This window comes from Pseudomonas sp. PSPC2-3 (assembly GCF_049898265.1).
Lineage (GTDB): Bacteria > Pseudomonadota > Gammaproteobacteria > Pseudomonadales > Pseudomonadaceae > Aquipseudomonas > Aquipseudomonas veronii.
In genome coordinates this window covers 508,276-524,555 of record NZ_JAFCXJ010000002.1, presented here as the reverse complement: position 1 = coordinate 524,555, position 16,280 = coordinate 508,276, and the positions used below count along the sequence as shown (strand labels likewise).

The window sequence follows — 16,280 nt, the reverse complement described above, 5'->3', positions numbered from 1 at the left end:
GCTCCCTGTAGGTTATTCCACTCGCGATGAAAAGAAACTTTACGCGTGTCGGTGAGAAGTTTCTGTAAAGCCTGAGCGCCTGTAATCGCAGGCTCGTACCTCAATCCACCCTCGTACCTGCCAGCCATTTTTCGGCAGTCAACCGATGAGGGTGTATCCATGATGTTTTCACCGACCGAAAAACCGCTTTTTTCCCCGCCCATGCTGGCGCCTCTGCCTGTCCTGCAGCGCGCCTTGGTTGAGCAATGGGGCTTTGGCCCATCGACCCCGCCGAGCGCCGCCTGTATCCACCACGCCATCGAAGCGCAAGCGGCGCTGGCGCCGCATGCGACGGCGGCAGTGTGTGCGGGGCAGCGCATCAGTTATGAACAACTCAACCGCCAAGCCAATCGTTTGGCCGCGGGCTTGATCGAGCAGGGCGTCAAACGCGGCGACACTGTGGCGCTGTTCGTCGAGCGTTCGATCCCCATGCTGGTGGGCCTGTTGGCCGTGTTGAAGGTCGGCGCCGCGTATGTGCCGCAGGACGCCAGAATCGTCCCGCCCCTGCAACTGGCCATGGTCCTCGAGTCATTGACCAGCCCGCTGATTCTGACCCTGTCGCACCTGGCGGATCGCATCCCGTCAGACGCCGCCCATCGCAGCTTGTGCCTGGACACGTTCCTGGCCGAAGTGCCCTGGATCACCCAGGACAATAAGCCGGTGGGCGCCGTCGTCGACACCCACGACTTGTGTTTCGTGCTGTTCACGTCCGGCACCACGGGGCGCCCCAACGGCGTGTGTGTCAGTCACCGTAACGTATGCAACATCCTGTTGACGCAGCCCGGGCGGATGGGCATGGCGCCGGGCCGCAACGTCGGGCAGATCCTCAATATCGGCTTCGACATGGCGGCCTGGGAAATACTCGGCTGCCTGGCCCATGGCGCGACGTTGCTGATTCGCGGCAAAGCCATTGCGCAGACCGCTGCACAGTGCCATGTGTTGATCGCAACCCCTTCGATCCTGGCCGGCCTCGATCCTCGGCAGTGCCCCGATCTCCAGGTGGTCGCGGTCGCCGGAGAACCCTGTTCCCAGGCCCTGGCCGAGCGTTGGGCGGCGCATTGCACGTTCTACAACGGCTGCGGCCCCACCGAAACCACCATCGTCAATACGCTGCATCGGCATGTGCCTGGCACCCCATTGACCATCGGCCAGCCGACCCCCAACAACAGCGTGTATGTGCTCGACGAACAGGGCCGCCCCTGTGAGGCGGGGCAAGCCGGGGAAATGTGGGCGGGCGGCGCCGGGGTAACGGCGGGCTACCTGAACAACCGCGCATTGACCCACGAACGGTACCGCCCGGACCCCTTTGTGGGCGGCGACGCCATGATGTTCCGCACACGCGACCTGGGACGCTGGACGGCCGACGGGCAACTCGAGCACCTGGGGCGCGTCGATGACCAAGTGAAAGTCCGCGGGTTCCGGGTGGAGCTGGACGCGGTGTCCAGTGCCCTGGAAGCCGGCGATGGCTGCACGCGAGCCGTCACGCTAAAACTCGACAGCCGCACCTTGGTCGCCTTTGTTTCGCCGGCCAGCGCCGACGTGGCGTCCTGCCGACGCCAATGCGAGCAGCGCCTGGCCTACTACTGCGTGCCGGCGCTGATCGACGCAGTGGAGCATTTTCCACTGACCGCCCGCGGCAAGATCGACAAGGCGCTGTTGCTGCAACGGGCGCGTGAAAGGTGGGTGGCCGTGCAGGCGTTCGCGGTGCAGGAGCCCGGCCATGCTTGATGCCCTGAGCCAAACCGTGGTGCCGCCCAAACCGGCGCTTTGGCGGCGCTGGACGGCGTTGCCGGTGTTTTCCTACTACAACCGCCTGGCGGCGTTGGTGTTGCTCAGCAACCTGGCGTTTGCGGTGCTGGGCGTCGGCCTGCAGGGCGTCAGCGCCCAGACGTTGTCGTCGCTGGTGCTGATCAACCTGTCGCTGGCCATCCTGATTCGCCAGCAATACCTGATCAATGCGTTGTTCTGGCTGGCGACGCGCATCCCCGTCACCTGGCCGCTGCGTGTGCGGCGCAGCGCGGCCAAGGTGTACCACGTCGGCGGGCTGCACAGTGGCGCGGCGCTGGCGGCCACGGGCTGGTTCGCGGGGTGGGTCGGTGTGCAGGCCACGGACTATCTGCAGCGGCCGGGCAGCGTTTCGTCCACCGGGTTGTGGCTTGGCGCGACGCTGCTCGGCGTGTTGCTGTTGATGGTGGGCATGGCGCAACCGCGCATCCGGGGGCGATTTCACAATGGCTTCGAGCGGGTTCATCGGTTTGCGGGGTGGGCCGCGTTGCTGTTGTTTTGGGCGCAGACCTTGCTGGCGTCCGTCGAACGCGGTGCGAGCCTGCTGCACAGTGGCGCGTTCTGGATGCTGGTGCTGTTGACGCTGAGCATCGCGCTGCCCTGGCTGCGGCTGCGCAAGGTCGCCGTTGAGCACACGCGGCCTTCCGGGCATGCGGTGATTACGCGCTTTACCCACACCACACCATTCGCCGGTTCGTCGACCGCGATCAGCCGACATCCGCTGTTGGAGTGGCACTCGTTTGCCAACATCCCCACACCGGGCCAAACCGGGTTTCGGCTGACCATTTCCCGCGCAGGGGATTGGACGGGGCGGTTTATCGAGGACCTGCCGCGCCATGTGTGGGTCAAGGGCATCACCACCGCTGGCGTGGCCCATGTGGAAACCCTGTTCAAGTCGGTGGTGTACGTCGCCACCGGCAGCGGGATCGGCCCGGTCATGCCGCATTTACTCGCGGCGCGGCTGCCGATCCAGCTGATCTGGTCGACCCGCAGCCCGCGCAAGACCTACGGCGACGAATGGGTCGACGAGATCCTGGGTGCCCAGCCCGACGCGTTGATCTGGGACACCGATGAGCGCGGCAAACCTGACCTGGTGCAGTTGGCCTACGGCGCGGTGCAAGCCTGTGGCGCGGAGGCCGTGATCTGTATCGCCAACCAACGACTGACGCAGCAGGTCGTGCAAGAGCTGGAAGCCCGGGGGATACCCGCCTATGGCGCGATCTGGGATTCGTGAAGTGCGTGTGTTCATTAAACGATATCAATCAATGGAGGTGCCTATGAATGTAGTGATCGAGCGTCAGGGTCGGGTGGTCCTGGTCAGACTCAATCGTCCCCAGGTCAAGAATGCGCTGAACTCGGCGCTGATGACCGAGCTGGTTTCCTGTCTGGAGGCCCTGGACCAGGACCCTCAGGTCGGGTGTTTTGTCATCACTGGCGGTGCGCAGTATTTTGCCGCCGGAGCCGATATCAAGGAGATGAGCGGCAAGACCTATCAGGACATGCTCAACGAGGATTACTTCGTCGGCTGGGAGGCATTTACCCGCCTGCGCACGCCGACCATCGCCGCCGTCAACGGTTACGCCTTCGGCGGAGGGTGCGAACTGGCGCTGATGTGCGACATGATCTTTGCCGCCGATAGCGCCGCCTTTGCCCAGCCGGAGATCAAGCTCGGCGTGATCCCTGGCATGGGGGCGACCCAACGTCTGACAGGCTTGATCGGCAAGGCCAAGACCATGGATCTGGTGCTGACCGGGCGGCCGATGACGGCTCATGAGGCTGAACAGGCCGGGTTGGTGTCGCGTGTCTATCCGGCGGCGAGCTTGCTGGAGCAGACGCTGGCGGTGGCCGCGCAAATCGCCGATTTTTCTCGCCTGGCCACCCGGGCGGCGCGCGAGGCGGTCGAGCAATCCCTGCAGCTCGGGCTGCACGAGGGCGTGCGGCTGGAACGCCGACTGTTCCACAGTCTGTTCGCCACGCCCGATCAGCAGGAGGGCATGCAGGCGTTTCTCGACAAGCGACCGGCCGCGTTTAATCGGGTGTAGGAGGGCCAAGGACTCGGCGCTGGGCTGCTCTGAAAAAAACTACAGTGAAGGAGGAATAAACCTACATGGGATTCGTCTCATAGCTCAATTTCCCCTTGGCCATGTGCCCTGGAGCTTTTCATGGTAGATCACTCATCACCGCCCCGTCCGCCACTCAGCACGGCCAGCCTGGCGATCAGGCTGGCGTGTATCGGTGGCGTGGTAGCGGCTGTCGCCGGGGCGTTTGCCTACGTCAACGGCACCTTCGACCCACAACGCCTGCAGCCCAAAACCCTGGTCAATGCCCTGGAAACCAATAACGGCATCCACCCGGGGTTTCGGCGCAACCATGCCAAGGGCGTGTGTGTCGCGGGGTACTTCGAGAGCAGCGCCGAGGCGCGTGCCTACTCCAGTGCCCAGGTATTCAATGCGGCCAGGACCCCATTGATCGGCCGGTTTGCCTTGCCCAGCGGTAACCCCTACGCGCCGGACAGCAGTGTGCCGATCCGCAGTTTTGCCGTGCAATTCAGCCAGGCCAACGGCCAGCAGTGGCGCACCGGGATGAACAGCATGCCGGTGTTTCCGGTGGGCACCCCCGAGGCGTTCTACCAACTGCTCAAGGCCGGCGCGCCCGATCCGGCCACCGGCAAGCCCAACCCGGCGAATATGCCGGCGTTCTTTGCGGCCCATCCCGAGGCCGCGCCGTTCCTGGCGTGGGTCAAGACGGCCAAGCCATCCGCCAGCTATGCGACGGAAACCTACAACGGCATCAACGCGTTTTTCCTGGTGGGCGCCGATGGCAAGCGCCAGGCCGTGCGTTGGGCGGTTGTCGCGCAAAGTCAGGATGCTGTGGGCGATACCGCGCCAGCCGGCAGTGACTTCCTGGAAAAAGACCTGGTGCAACGCTTGGCTTCCGGACCGCTGCGTTGGCAGTTGAACCTGACCCTGGCCAACCCCGGCGATCCGCTCGACGATGCAAGCAAACCCTGGATCGGCGAACACAAAATACTCAACGCCGGCACCCTGGTGCTGCAAAGCAGCCAAGCGCAAGCAGACGGCGATTGCCGCGACATCAACTTCGATCCGCTGATTCTGCCAAGCGGCATCGAGGCTTCGAATGACCCGCTATTGGCCGCGCGTTCGGCCGCCTACGCCAGTTCCTACCTGCGCCGCGCCGCAGAAGTCAGCCCGTTGCACCGCCCCCCTCAGGAGTCGAAGCCATGAATGCCCAACCACGGTTTTTCGCCCCCCTGGCGCGCCTGCTGCACTGGCTGATGGCGCTGATGATCATCGCCATGCTGTTTATCGGCGCGGGCCTGGCAGCGTCGGTTTCCGAACGGCATGAATGGTTGATCCACCTGCACAAGCCGCTGGGTATTGCGATCCTGGCGTTGGTGATCGTGCGTTTGGCGGTGCGTTTTTCCACGCGCCAACCGCCGTTGCCTGGCGATTTGCCGCGATGGCAAGTGTTGGCGGCCAAGGCCTCCCATTGGCTGCTGTATGCCTTGATGCTGGTGTTGCCGCTGCTCGGCTGGGCGATGATTTCGGCGGCGGGCGACCCGGTGATGCTCAGCCATTCGGTGCAACTGCCGGCGCTGGTGTCGGCCAACGCACCGCTGTTCGCGGTGCTGCGCAAGGCCCATGGTTATCTCGCCTACGTGCTGTTTTTCACGGTGTTGTTGCACCTGGCGGCGGCGCTGTTCCATGGGTTGATTCGCCGTGACGGCGTGCTGCAGAGCATGACGGGCACCCAGGACTGAGGCCCGCGCTTGATCCGTGTGGCGAGCACGCTCGCCACATTCAGCGCAACAGGCCGACGATATCGGCCACGCTGCTCAACACATCCTTGCCCAACTGCATCGAGCGTTTGCCCGACCAGCCGGTGTTCGGGTTGGGCGCGTCGTCGTTGTCCTTGAAGGGCATCTCCAGGGTCAGCGACAGGCAGTCGTACTTCTCACCGACGGCATTGCAGGCCAGGGTCATATTGGCTTCGCCCGGCAGGTCGCGGGTGTAGCCGTGGGTGGTCTGGAAGTCACGGGTCAAGGCGCTCAGGTGGCTGCGAAAGTGCTTTTCCAGGGCTTCGATACGCGGGGTGTAACCGGGGTTGCCTTCGCAGGCGGCGGCGAATACGTAGGGGATTTCTTCGTCACCGTGGATATCGAGGAACAGGTCGACGCCATACTTTTCCATTTGCGTCTGGACGAACAGCACTTCCGGGCTGATCTCCTGGCTGGCGCTCTGCCAGGCGCGATTGAGGTCCTGGCCCATGGCGTTGGTGCGCAGGTGGCCGTGAAACGCGCCGTCGGGGTTCATGTTCGGTACCAGGTACAGGTCGGCGACGGCCAACAGCTTTTTCAGCTCGGCGTCGCCGTCCTGCTGCAGGCGTTCGATGATGCCTTCCATAAACCATTCGGCCATGTGCTCGCCGGGGTGCTGCTGGGCGATGATCCACACCTTGCGCCGACCTTCGCCACCTTTGCCACGGCGCAACAGTTGGATATCGCGGCCTTCGACACTTTTACCGGTGGCCAGCAAGCGGGTGCCGGCATGGTTCAGCGCCTGGTCGATGAGCCAGTCGTGGCGCTCGCGGCTGTAGGGTTCGAAGTAGGCAAACCAGGCGTGTTTCTCACGGGTTTCGAGACTGATGTGCAGGGTTTCGCCGTCGAAACGCGTAGGCACCCGGAACCAATTGACGTGGTCATACGACGCCACGGCGCTGTAGCCGCTCCAGGCGTGTTTATAGGACGATTGCCCGGCATTGCTCAGGCGGAAGGTGTGGGTGTGGCCCACGTGCATGCCTTCGGCCTTGAAGTGGAACCATTGGAAATGGTGACTGCGGGTATCGGGTTTGATTGCCAGCAACAAGTGATAGGCATCGCTGGCATCCAGAACCTGGATGTTGCCGCTGTCGAAGTTGGTGCTGATTTTGATGGAGGTCAAGGCCACGGTCATAGTCTGGCTGCCTGAGTATGAGTGTTGTGGCGGTTATCTTACACAGAGGCCGGGCAAAATCCGGATGCAAAATTGTTGCGGGAGGAGGGGGGCGTCATCCTTGACGCCGCAGCAGCTTAGAATCTATGAGATTGATTCTCAAGTGCTATTTCGCAAAGGTCTGAGCCAGAGCGGTCGCCCGACTTTCTTTTGACGATGGTCTTTTGCTATCATGCGTGCCATCAAGCAACACACAGTCTTCATTAGCCTGAAGCCAAGCCAGAAACACTGGCAAAAAAAAGACCCGGCCAAAGAGCCGGGTCAAAAACCGTGATTAGCCTGATGAGGAGATATTCCAAGAGTCCGACCTAAGGTCCCTTGGTCTATCGACTGATCTCGCGATCAGCTTGGTCCAATAATAATCATTATCATTTGCAAGTCAAATGTTTTTATCCGTGGGATAGAAATATTTTTCTTTCGCGTGGCTCATGCACCGTCCTGAGCCTGCGGCGCCTGCAACGATCGCTCCACCATCGCCTTCGCCATATCAATCAAATACACCACTGAAAATGCCAGGTCACGCTGGTTGCCTTGATGGCTGCTCGCCGATTCGTAGGCTGTGGCAGCCGCGCTGCGCAACAGGTCCGAGGCATGCACCAGGGCTTCCTCCGGGCTGACACCGGGCTTGATGCTGAAGAAGGCGTCGTTCGGGGCCGAGGCGCACATCTCTTCTTTCAAATAGTAATCCAGCGCACGTTGGGCGGCGCCGCTGCTGCGCATGTCGAGCAGCTCATGGGATTCGGGTTCGCAGGGCAGGCGATACGGGCTTGTCGTCATAGGGCGGTACTCGGGTTGGGTGTCGAAACGCTGATACCCGATGATAGTACGTATCGTATTTATGTCGTTTTATGGATTACTACAAACTGTTTATTGCCCTGAAAAATACGCGACGTATTGTCAGGCCCCATGGATAAATGGATCGCGTTGGTCAGGGCCAACATGAAAGACCGCAAGGTCACGCAGGATGAACTGGCCGAACGCCTGGGCATGTCCCAGGGCGGTGTCGGGCATTGGCTGAACAAGCGCCGGGTGCCAAGCCTGGCGGACATGAACCGGGTGCTGGAAGCGCTGGGGCTGGGCTCCCTGGAAGTCGCGCTGGATATTCGTCGCAAGGCCGATGCGCTGCCGGTTGGGCCACCACACTACAACCCGTACTTCCGCTACCCGGTCAGCGATTGGAAAGGCGTGTGCGAACTTCGCGAAGAGCGCCCGGCCTACGGCGCGGCGCGCTTCGAACTGACGGACTACCATGCCCAGGGCGAGGCTTACTGGCTGCCCGTGGTCGGCGACGCGATGACCGCGCCCAGTGGCCTGAGCATCGGTGCCGGGATGATGATCCTGGTGGACCCGGCCATCGACGCCGAACCCGGCAAGCTGGTGGTCGCGCAGTGGGCGCACAGCCCGCAGGCGACCTTCCGCCAGTTGCGCGAAGAGAGCGGCCAACTGTACCTGGTGCCGCTCAATCCGACTTACCCCAAGCGCCTGTTCAGCGACGATTGCCGCATCCTCGGCGTCGTCGTGCAGGCCACGGCGAAGTTCTAGTCCGCGGGTTCAAGCTCGACCAGCGCGCAACCTTCGGCAACCATTTCGCCTTCCTGGCAGAACAGTGCCTTGACCACGCCGGCCTGGGGCGCGCGGATGCTGTGTTCCATCTTCATCGCCTCCAGCACCACCAACTGCGTGCCGGCTTCGACGGTCTGGCCGACATCCACCAGCACCCGCACGATGCTGCCGTTCATCGGCGCGGTGAGGCCGCCTTGGTGGGATTGGTTGGCTTCGACTGCCGCAATCGGATCGAACAGGCTGACGGCATGCATGTCGCCCTCCCAGCGCAGGAACAGCGTGCCTGCGCTACGCACGGCCAGATGGGCACGGCGCACGCCCTGATGGTCGATCAGCAGCTGTTCGCCTTGCAGTCGCGGCGTGTGTTGCGCCAACGTCACCAGGCGATCCTGGCCGTTGCAGCTCAAGTGCAGTGAGACTTCGGCGGGCAGCCCTGCGCGAAAGCCGCGAGTGTCTGCCCACGGCCCGTCGCCGGCCGGCAGGCTCTGCATGAAGGCCGAACCCGCGGCCTGCCAGAATTCGTCGCTCAACGCTCCGGGCAGCGGCAGCAGTTCGTCCTGATAGCGCGGAATAAAGCCGGTATCCAGCTCGGCGGCGGCAAACGCCGGATGGGCGATGATGCGTCGCACAAAGCCCAGGTTGGTCTTGAGTCCGCCGACGGCGAACTCGTCGAGCATGCTCAACAGCCGCAGCCGCGCTTGTTCGCGGTCCTCGCCCCAGGCAATCAGCTTGCCGAGCATCGGGTCGTAGAAGGGCGAAACGCTGTCGCCTTGCTCGACGCCGCTGTCCACGCGGCGGCCCGGGCCGGGTGCGGACTCGCGGTACAGCGTCAGGTGGCCGGTCGCGGGGAGGAAATCATTGGCCGGGTCTTCGGCATACAAGCGCACCTCGATCGCATGGCCGATCAACGGCACCTGCGCCTGGGTGATCGGCAGCGCTTCGCCCTGGGCCACGCGAATCTGCCAGGCCACCAGGTCGAGGCCGGTAATCGCCTCGGTCACCGGGTGCTCCACTTGCAGCCGCGTGTTCATCTCCATAAAGAAAAACTCGCCACGGGCATCCAGCAAAAACTCCACCGTGCCCGCGCCCACATAACCGATGGCCTGGGCCGCACGCACCGCGGCTTCACCCATCGCCCGGCGCTGGTCGCCGCTCAAGCCGGGCGCCGGGGCTTCCTCGACGACTTTTTGGTGGCGCCGCTGGATCGAACAATCGCGCTCGTTGAGGTACAGGCAGTGCCCCTGCTGATCGGCAAATACCTGGATCTCCACATGGCGTGGCTTGAGCAAGTACTTCTCCACCAGCATCTGCGCGTTGCCGAAGGACGACAGCGCCTCACGCTGGGCGGAAGCCAGGGCTTCGGCCAGTTGACTGACGTCCTCGACCACTTTCATGCCCTTGCCGCCGCCACCGGCCGTGGCCTTGAGCAGCACCGGGTAGCCGATGCGCGCGCAGGCGGCACGGAAGGTGTCCAGGTCCTGAGCTTCGCCGTGGTAGCCCGGCACCAGCGGCACGCCGGCGGTTTCCATCAGTGACTTGGCGGCGGACTTGCTGCCCATGGCGTCGATTGCCGAGGCGGGCGGGCCGAGGAAGATCAGCCCGGCCGCCTCGACGGCACGGGCAAAACCGGCGTTTTCGGAAAGGAAGCCGTAGCCCGGATGAATCGCCTGGGCGCCGCTGGCCTGGGCGGCGGCGATCAGTTTGTCGATTTGCAGGTAACTGTCGGTCGCTTTGCTGCCGCCCAGGTCGACGCGGATATCGGCTTCGCGGCTATGGCGCGCATCGCGATCGGTGGCGCTATGGACCGCCACGGTGGTCAACCCCATCGCCTTGGCGGTACGCATCACGCGGCAGGCAATTTCGCCACGGTTGGCCACCAGTACGGTGGTCAGTGTGCTCATGAGCGTGGCTCCTGCGACTGCCAACTGGGCGGGCGTTTTTGCAGGAATGCGCGTAAACCTTCCTGGCCTTCGGCGCTGACGCGGATCCGGGCGATGGCATTTTCGCAATAGCGCCGCAGCGCCGGGGTGAGGGCGCCGTTACCGACTTCGCGCAGCAGATCCTTGCTTGCACGCATCGCTGCCGGGCTGTTTTGCAGGAGGTTGGCAATCCAGTGGTCGACCTGTTGATCCAGGGTTTCGGCCGGATAGCTTTCCGCCAGCAGGCCGATGTCGCGCGCGCGTTCGCCGCCAAAGCGTTCGGCCGTGAGCGCATAACGCCGCGCCGCGCGTTCCCCGATGGCTTGCACCACAAACGGGCTGATCACCGCAGGCGCCAAACCGATGCGTACTTCCGACAGGCAGAACTGCGCGTCATCGGCCCCGATCGCCATGTCGCAGCAACTGATCAGGCCCAGCGCGCCACCGTAGGCTGCGCCTTGCACCACTGCCAGCGTCGGGATTTTCAGCTTGGCCAGGTTGTACATCAGCTCCGCCAGTTCGCGTGCGTCGTCGAGGTTGGTGGCGTAATCCAGTTCGGCCGACTGTTGCATCCAGGCCAGGTCGGCGCCGGCGCTGAAGTGTTTGCCGCGCCCGCGCAGGACCAGAAAGCGCAGCGACGCATTGCCCTGCACCTGGTCGAGGGCGATGATCAGTTCGCGGATCATTTCGGCGTTGAAGGCGTTGTGCTTGGCTTCGCGACTGAGCCACAGCGTGGCGAAACCACGGCTGTCGGTGATCAGTTCGAGGGTGTTGAAATCGTTCATGGGGTACAGCTCCATTTACATGCGGAACACGCCGAAGCGGCTCGGCTCGATGGGGGCGTTCAGTGCGGCAGACAGGGCCAGGGCCAGCACGTCGCGGGTCTGCAACGGGTCGATGACGCCGTCATCCCACAGGCGTGCGCTGGAGTAATACGGGTGGCCCTGGGTTTCGTACTGGTCGAGGATCGGCTGTTTGATCGCCGCTTCCTCTTGCGCGCTGAAGCCGTTGCCGGCGCGTTCGGCCTGCTCGCGCTTGACCTGCACCAACACGCCGGCCGCCTGTTCGGCGCCCATCACGCCGATGCGCGCGTTGGGCCACATCCACAAAAAACGCGGGTCGTAGGCGCGGCCGCACATGCCGTAGTTACCCGCGCCAAAACTGCCGCCGATGATCACGGTGAATTTCGGCACCTTGGCGCAGGCCACCGCCGTGACCAGCTTGGCGCCGTGCTTGGCGATACCGCCGGCCTCGTACTTCTGGCCGACCATAAAACCGGTGATGTTTTGCAGGAACAGCAACGGAATCCCGCGCTGACACGCAAGCTCGATGAAGTGCGCGCCTTTTTGCGCGGCTTCGGCGAACAGAATCCCGTTGTTGGCCAGGATCGCTATCGGGTAGCCGTGCAAGTGTGCAAAGCCGCAGACCAGGGTGGTGCCGAACAGCGCCTTGAACTCATCGAACACCGAGCCGTCCACCAGTCGCGCAATCACTTCGCGCACATCGAACGGCTGCTTGGCATCGGCCGGGATCACGCCGTACAACTCTTCGCCGCTGTACAGCGGCGCCACTGGCGTGCGTTGCAGCAACTGGCCTTGTTTGCGCCAGTTGAGGTTGGCCACGCTGCGCCGGGCCAGGGCCAGGGCGTGTTCATCGCTGTCGGCATAGTGGTCGGCCACGCCGGAGATCTTGCAGTGTACGTCGGCACCGCCGAGGTCTTCGGCGCTGACCACTTCACCGGTGGCGGCCTTCACCAGCGGCGGGCCGGCGAGGAAGATGGTGGCTTGCTGGCGCACCATGATTGCTTCGTCCGCCATCGCTGGCACATAGGCGCCGCCGGCGGTACACGAGCCCATCACCACCGCAATCTGCGGGATGCCCTGGGCGCTCATGTTGGCCTGGTTGAAGAAGATCCGCCCGAAGTGCTCGCGGTCGGGGAAGACCTCATCCTGGCGCGGCAGGTTGGCGCCGCCGGAATCCACCAGGTAGATGCATGGCAGGCGGTTCTGTTCGGCGATGGTCTGCGCGCGCAGGTGTTTCTTGACCGTCAGCGGGTAGTAGGAGCCGCCTTTCACCGTGGCGTCGTTGGCGACGATCATGCATTCGACGCCTTCCACGCGGCCGATCCCGACAATCACTCCGGCGGCCGGCACGTCTTCGCCATACACCTGATGAGCGGCCAGTTGGCTGAGTTCCAGGAACGGCGAGCCTGGGTCGAGCAAGCGGTTGATCCGCTCGCGTGGCAGCAGTTTGCCGCGCGAGGTGTGGCGCTCCTGGGCCTTGGCGCCGCCGCCTTGCTGCACCTGGGCGAGCAGGGTGTGCAGGGCGTCGACCTGTTGGCGCATCGCCGCGCTGTTGGCGGCGAACTCCGCCGAGCGCGGGTTGAGCAGGGTGTGCAAGGTGGCCATGGCGCGCTCCTTCAGCGGGTTTCGTTGAAGAGTTCGCGACCGATCAACATGCGCCGGATCTCACTGGTGCCGGCGCCGATTTCGTACAGCTTGGCGTCGCGCAGCAGGCGTCCAGCGGGGAATTCATTGATGTAGCCATTGCCGCCCAGGATCTGGATCGCGTCGAGGGCCATTTGCGTGGCGCGTTCGGCGCTGTAGAGGATCACCCCGGCCGCGTCCTTGCGCGTGGTTTCGCCGCGCTCGCAGGCCTGGGCCACCGCGTACAGGTAGGCGCGGCTGGCGTTGAGCTGGGTGTACATGTCGGCGACCTTGCCCTGGATCAGCTGGAATTCGCCGATGCTCTGGCCGAACTGCTTGCGGTCGTGGATGTACGGCACGATCAGGTCCATGCAGGCTTGCATGATCCCGGTCGGGCCGCCGGACAGTACGACGCGTTCGTAGTCCAGGCCGCTCATCAGCACTTTGACGCCGCCGTTGAGCACGCCGAGGATGTTGTCCTCCGGCACTTCCACGTCATCGAAGAACAGCTCGCAGGTGTTGGAGCCGCGCATGCCCAGCTTGTCGAACTTGTTACTGCGGCTGAAGCCTTTCCAGTCGCGCTCGACGATGAACGCCGTGATGCCGTGGGCGCCTTTGTCCAGGTCGGTCTTGGCGTAGATCACGTAGGTGCTGGCGTCGGGGCCGTTGGTGATCCAGGTCTTGCTGCCGTTGAGCACGTAGTGGTCGCCGCGCTTGTCGGCGCGCAGTTTCATCGAGACCACGTCGGAGCCGGCATTCGGCTCGCTCATGGCCAGGGCGCCGACGTGTTCGCCGCTGATCAGCTTCGGCAGGTACTTGAGTTTCTGTTCATGGCTGCCGTTGCGGTTGATCTGGTTCACGCAGAGGTTGGAGTGGGCGCCGTAGGACAACGCCACCGACGCCGAACCACGGCTGATCTCTTCCATGGCCACCACATGGGCCAGGTAGCCCAGGCCGGCACCGCCGTATTCTTCGGCCACGGTAATGCCCAGCAGGCCCATGTCACCGAACTTGCGCCACAGGTCGGCGGGGAACAGGTTGTCGATGTCGATTTGTGCCGCGCGCGGAGAAATCTCCTTGGCCACGAAGGACTGCACTTGGTCGCGCAGCATGTCGATGGTTTCGCCGAGGGCGAAGTTCAGGGAGGGGTAACTCATGGACAGGCACCTTTATTGAGCTTTGTTGTTGTGGGGTGACGGCACCGGGGGAGGGGATGCTCACCTTTACGTTAACGTAAGCTTGCGTTGCGGCGCTGTCAATCGTAGTTTACGTTTACGTCAACCTACAAAAAAGACAACAGGGGTCGTTATGGATCAACCGAATCAGAGCTACAGCCGTGGCTCTCAGGACAAGACCTTGTTGGCCATGACGATCGGTCAGGCCTTCGATCACACGGTTGCGCAGTCTCCCGATGGGGAAGCCTTGGTGGTGCGTCACCAGCAATGCCGCTACACCTGGCAGCAACTGGCTGAGACCGTTGACCTGCACGCCCGCGCGCTGCTGGCGTTGGGCCTGCAGCGCGGCGACCGCCTGGGCATCTGGGCGCCGAACTGCGCCGAGTGGTGCATCAGCCAGCTGGCCAGCGCCAAGCTCGGGGTGATCCTGGTCAATATCAATCCGGCCTATCGCAGCACTGAGCTGGAATACGTGCTCAAGCAATCCGGCTGCCAATGGCTGGTGTGTGCCGGTTCGTTCAAGACCTCCGATTACCACGCGATGTTGCAGGAACTGCTGCCCGAGCTGGCGGAGCAACCCGTCGGCCGCTTGAACTGCGAAAAACTGGCGGACCTGCGCGGCGTGATCAGCCTTGCGCCGCGCCCGCCCACGGGCTTTTTGCCCTGGTCGCAACTGGCGGCCCTTGGTGCGGGCATCCCGCCTGAGCGATTGATCGCGCGCCAAGCCAGCCTGCACTTCGACCAGGCCGTCAATATCCAGTACACCTCCGGCACCACCGGCTTCCCCAAGGGCGCCACCCTTAGTCATCTCAATATCCTCAACAACGGCTACATGGTCGGCGAAAGCCTGGGCTTGACCGCGCAGGACCGCCTGGTGATCCCCGTGCCGCTGTATCACTGTTTCGGCATGGTGATGGGCAACCTGGGCTGCATCACCCACGGCACCACCATGATTTACCCGAACGACGGCTTCGACCCGCTGCTGACCCTGGCCGCCGTCGCCGAAGAACGCGCCACCGCCCTGTACGGCGTGCCGACCATGTTTATCGCCATGCTCGACCATCCGCAACGCGGCGAGTTCGACCTGTCCAGCCTGCGCACCGGGATCATGGCCGGTGCCACCTGCCCGATCGAAGTGATGCGCCGGGTCATCGGCGAAATGCACATGAGCGAAGTGCAGATTGCCTACGGCATGACCGAAACCAGCCCGGTGTCCCTGCAGACCGGCCCCGATGACGACCTGGAGCGCCGCGTCACCACGGTCGGCCGCACCCAGCCGCAATTGGAAAGCAAGATCGTCGACCTCGCCGGTCACACCGTCGCGCGTGGCGAGATCGGTGAGCTGTGTACCCGTGGCTACAGCGTGATGCTCGGTTACTGGAACAACCCCGACGGCACCCGCGACGCAATCGACGACGCCGGCTGGATGCATACCGGTGACCTGGCGACCATGGACGAGCACGGCTACGTGTGCATCGTCGGGCGCAACAAGGACATGATCATTCGCGGTGGCGAGAACGTGTACCCGCGCGAGCTGGAAGAGTTTTTCTTCACGCACCCGGCGGTGGCCGATGTGCAGGTCATTGGTATTCCGGATGAGCGTTATGGCGAAGAGATTGTTGCCTGGGTCAAGTGTCACCCCGGGCATGTGGCCAGCGCGCTGGAGTTGCACACGTGGTGCAAGGGGCGTATCGCGCACTTCAAGACGCCCAAGCATTTCAAGTTCGTGGATGAATTCCCGATGACGGTCACCGGCAAGATCCAGAAATTCCGCATGCGCGAGATCTCGATCGAAGAGCTGCGAACGCAGTCTTAGTCGTTTCGCTGAAAACTTGTGGGGGGAGGGAGCAAGCCCCTCCCACAGTTTAAATTGCGTAATCCCAGACAGCACAAAGGGGACCCGAAGGTCCCCTTTAATTTGTTGTTACGTGCTCTTTTTTTATTATTGAGGGGCGGTCTATTGTTGTTTTTGGCAACCGTTACCCTTTACCGCTGTTTTTGGCGACCCCATCCAGGGTCAAGAGCAAACGTATTTTTTTGAGCGCTGATCTGCTTCTTCGTACACGATCCAACCAGTGGGTAGCTACCTGAGGTAGTTTTATTTTTCTCTATCCGGTTGCGGGTTTCGGCATGCCGTACCCTGCGAAGCACATCTTCTCCAAAAAAATCTGTTAGCTGCGTCTCTGCCGTGTTGTTTTTGTTATGTCAGAGTCGTTTCGTCTTATTTTTATTAGGTTTGGCGCTTTTTGTTCTTGTTATGCCATAGAGATAGCAGAAGCCGTGCCAACTTTTAAAAATCGTTTAAAATCAATTAGTTGAGTTTTTTGTGGGAAATGCCCTACGGTAAACACGGGAAAATAT

At 62.8% G+C, this 16,280-nt stretch carries 13 protein-coding genes; 7 read left to right on the top strand and 6 right to left on the bottom strand.

Annotation, left to right across the window (positions count from 1 at the left end):
• Nucleotides 1–159: 159 nt before the first annotated feature.
• From ACP7E3_RS06295 to ACP7E3_RS06275, 5 genes are all read left to right on the top strand, one after another.
• Entirely contained in the window at nucleotides 160–1,767 is a 1,608-nt protein-coding gene (locus tag ACP7E3_RS06295; protein WP_108525061.1) for an amino acid adenylation domain-containing protein, read from the top strand.
• On the top strand, nucleotides 1,760–3,058 hold the full coding sequence (locus ACP7E3_RS06290; protein WP_108525063.1) for a hypothetical protein: 1,299 nt from the start codon (nucleotides 1,760–1,762) through the stop codon (nucleotides 3,056–3,058). Before ACP7E3_RS06295 ends, ACP7E3_RS06290 begins: the two co-directional genes overlap by 8 nt.
• A gap of 43 nt (nucleotides 3,059–3,101) precedes the next feature.
• Nucleotides 3,102–3,866, top strand: a complete 765-nt coding sequence (locus ACP7E3_RS06285) for an enoyl-CoA hydratase-related protein (RefSeq protein WP_177030118.1) — start codon at nucleotides 3,102–3,104, stop codon at nucleotides 3,864–3,866.
• 120 nt (nucleotides 3,867–3,986) lie between these two features.
• Nucleotides 3,987–5,069 carry a catalase family peroxidase gene (locus ACP7E3_RS06280; RefSeq protein ID WP_017848121.1) on the top strand — a complete coding sequence of 361 codons (1,083 nt, stop codon included), beginning with the start codon at nucleotides 3,987–3,989 and terminating at the stop codon, nucleotides 5,067–5,069.
• Entirely contained in the window at nucleotides 5,066–5,605 is a 540-nt protein-coding gene (locus ACP7E3_RS06275; protein ID WP_017848120.1) for a cytochrome b, read from the top strand. Before ACP7E3_RS06280 ends, ACP7E3_RS06275 begins: the two co-directional genes overlap by 4 nt.
• A 40-nt stretch (nucleotides 5,606–5,645) precedes the next feature.
• On the opposite strand, the gene ACP7E3_RS06270 is transcribed toward ACP7E3_RS06275, so the two are convergent.
• Nucleotides 5,646–6,797 (bottom strand): M14 family metallopeptidase, encoded by a 1,152-nt coding sequence (locus tag ACP7E3_RS06270; RefSeq protein ID WP_128191840.1) that lies wholly within the window; start codon nucleotides 6,795–6,797, stop codon nucleotides 5,646–5,648.
• Nucleotides 6,798–7,262: 465 nt separating this feature from the next.
• The gene (locus ACP7E3_RS06265; protein ID WP_026140171.1) at nucleotides 7,263–7,613 is read right to left on the bottom strand and encodes a DUF6124 family protein; all 351 of its coding nucleotides are present in this window, start codon (nucleotides 7,611–7,613) and stop codon (nucleotides 7,263–7,265) included.
• Nucleotides 7,614–7,742: 129 nt separating this feature from the next.
• Between ACP7E3_RS06265 and ACP7E3_RS06260 the strand changes: the two genes are divergently transcribed.
• Entirely contained in the window at nucleotides 7,743–8,378 is a 636-nt protein-coding gene (locus ACP7E3_RS06260) for a LexA family protein (protein WP_079444220.1), read from the top strand.
• Here the strand turns inward: ACP7E3_RS06260 and ACP7E3_RS06255 are convergent.
• Genes ACP7E3_RS06255 through ACP7E3_RS06240 form a run of 4 tightly spaced genes read right to left on the bottom strand, consistent with a single transcriptional unit; the run spans nucleotide 8,375 to nucleotide 13,901 of the window.
• Nucleotides 8,375–10,300 carry an acetyl/propionyl/methylcrotonyl-CoA carboxylase subunit alpha gene (locus tag ACP7E3_RS06255; protein WP_046382868.1) on the bottom strand — a complete coding sequence of 642 codons (1,926 nt, stop codon included), beginning with the start codon at nucleotides 10,298–10,300 and terminating at the stop codon, nucleotides 8,375–8,377. The genes ACP7E3_RS06260 and ACP7E3_RS06255 overlap by 4 nt on opposite strands.
• Nucleotides 10,297–11,103: a gamma-carboxygeranoyl-CoA hydratase gene (locus ACP7E3_RS06250; protein ID WP_017848114.1), complete on the bottom strand. Its 807-nt coding sequence runs from the start codon at nucleotides 11,101–11,103 to the stop codon at nucleotides 10,297–10,299. Before ACP7E3_RS06250 ends, ACP7E3_RS06255 begins: the two co-directional genes overlap by 4 nt.
• A gap of 15 nt (nucleotides 11,104–11,118) precedes the next feature.
• The gene (locus ACP7E3_RS06245) at nucleotides 11,119–12,726 is read right to left on the bottom strand and encodes a carboxyl transferase domain-containing protein (protein ID WP_057004449.1); all 1,608 of its coding nucleotides are present in this window, start codon (nucleotides 12,724–12,726) and stop codon (nucleotides 11,119–11,121) included.
• Nucleotides 12,727–12,737: 11 nt separating this feature from the next.
• Complete coding sequence (locus tag ACP7E3_RS06240) at nucleotides 12,738–13,901, bottom strand: isovaleryl-CoA dehydrogenase (RefSeq protein WP_057004448.1); 1,164 nt, start codon at nucleotides 13,899–13,901, stop codon at nucleotides 12,738–12,740.
• Nucleotides 13,902–14,052: 151 nt separating this feature from the next.
• On the opposite strand from ACP7E3_RS06240, the gene ACP7E3_RS06235 reads away from it, so the two are divergent.
• On the top strand, nucleotides 14,053–15,735 hold the full coding sequence (locus ACP7E3_RS06235; protein ID WP_288081516.1) for an AMP-binding protein: 1,683 nt from the start codon (nucleotides 14,053–14,055) through the stop codon (nucleotides 15,733–15,735).
• The last annotated feature ends 545 nt before the right edge of the window (nucleotides 15,736–16,280 follow it).

Excerpts from the sequence above, each read along its gene's own strand:
- ACP7E3_RS06295 (WP_108525061.1), top strand. The coding sequence starts at position 160 with ATGATGTTTTCACCGACCGAAAAACCGCTTTTTTCCCCGCCCATGCTG.
- ACP7E3_RS06290 (WP_108525063.1), top strand. The coding sequence starts at position 1,760 with ATGCTTGATGCCCTGAGCCAAACCGTGGTGCCGCCCAAACCGGCGCTT.
- ACP7E3_RS06285 (WP_177030118.1), top strand. The coding sequence starts at position 3,102 with ATGAATGTAGTGATCGAGCGTCAGGGTCGGGTGGTCCTGGTCAGACTC.
- ACP7E3_RS06280 (WP_017848121.1), top strand. The coding sequence starts at position 3,987 with ATGGTAGATCACTCATCACCGCCCCGTCCGCCACTCAGCACGGCCAGC.
- ACP7E3_RS06275 (WP_017848120.1), top strand. The coding sequence starts at position 5,066 with ATGAATGCCCAACCACGGTTTTTCGCCCCCCTGGCGCGCCTGCTGCAC.
- ACP7E3_RS06270 (WP_128191840.1), bottom strand. The coding sequence starts at position 6,797 with ATGACCGTGGCCTTGACCTCCATCAAAATCAGCACCAACTTCGACAGC.
- ACP7E3_RS06265 (WP_026140171.1), bottom strand. The coding sequence starts at position 7,613 with ATGACGACAAGCCCGTATCGCCTGCCCTGCGAACCCGAATCCCATGAG.
- ACP7E3_RS06260 (WP_079444220.1), top strand. The coding sequence starts at position 7,743 with ATGGATAAATGGATCGCGTTGGTCAGGGCCAACATGAAAGACCGCAAG.
- ACP7E3_RS06255 (WP_046382868.1), bottom strand. The coding sequence starts at position 10,300 with ATGAGCACACTGACCACCGTACTGGTGGCCAACCGTGGCGAAATTGCC.
- ACP7E3_RS06250 (WP_017848114.1), bottom strand. The coding sequence starts at position 11,103 with ATGAACGATTTCAACACCCTCGAACTGATCACCGACAGCCGTGGTTTC.
- ACP7E3_RS06245 (WP_057004449.1), bottom strand. The coding sequence starts at position 12,726 with ATGGCCACCTTGCACACCCTGCTCAACCCGCGCTCGGCGGAGTTCGCC.
- ACP7E3_RS06240 (WP_057004448.1), bottom strand. The coding sequence starts at position 13,901 with ATGAGTTACCCCTCCCTGAACTTCGCCCTCGGCGAAACCATCGACATG.
- ACP7E3_RS06235 (WP_288081516.1), top strand. The coding sequence starts at position 14,053 with ATGGATCAACCGAATCAGAGCTACAGCCGTGGCTCTCAGGACAAGACC.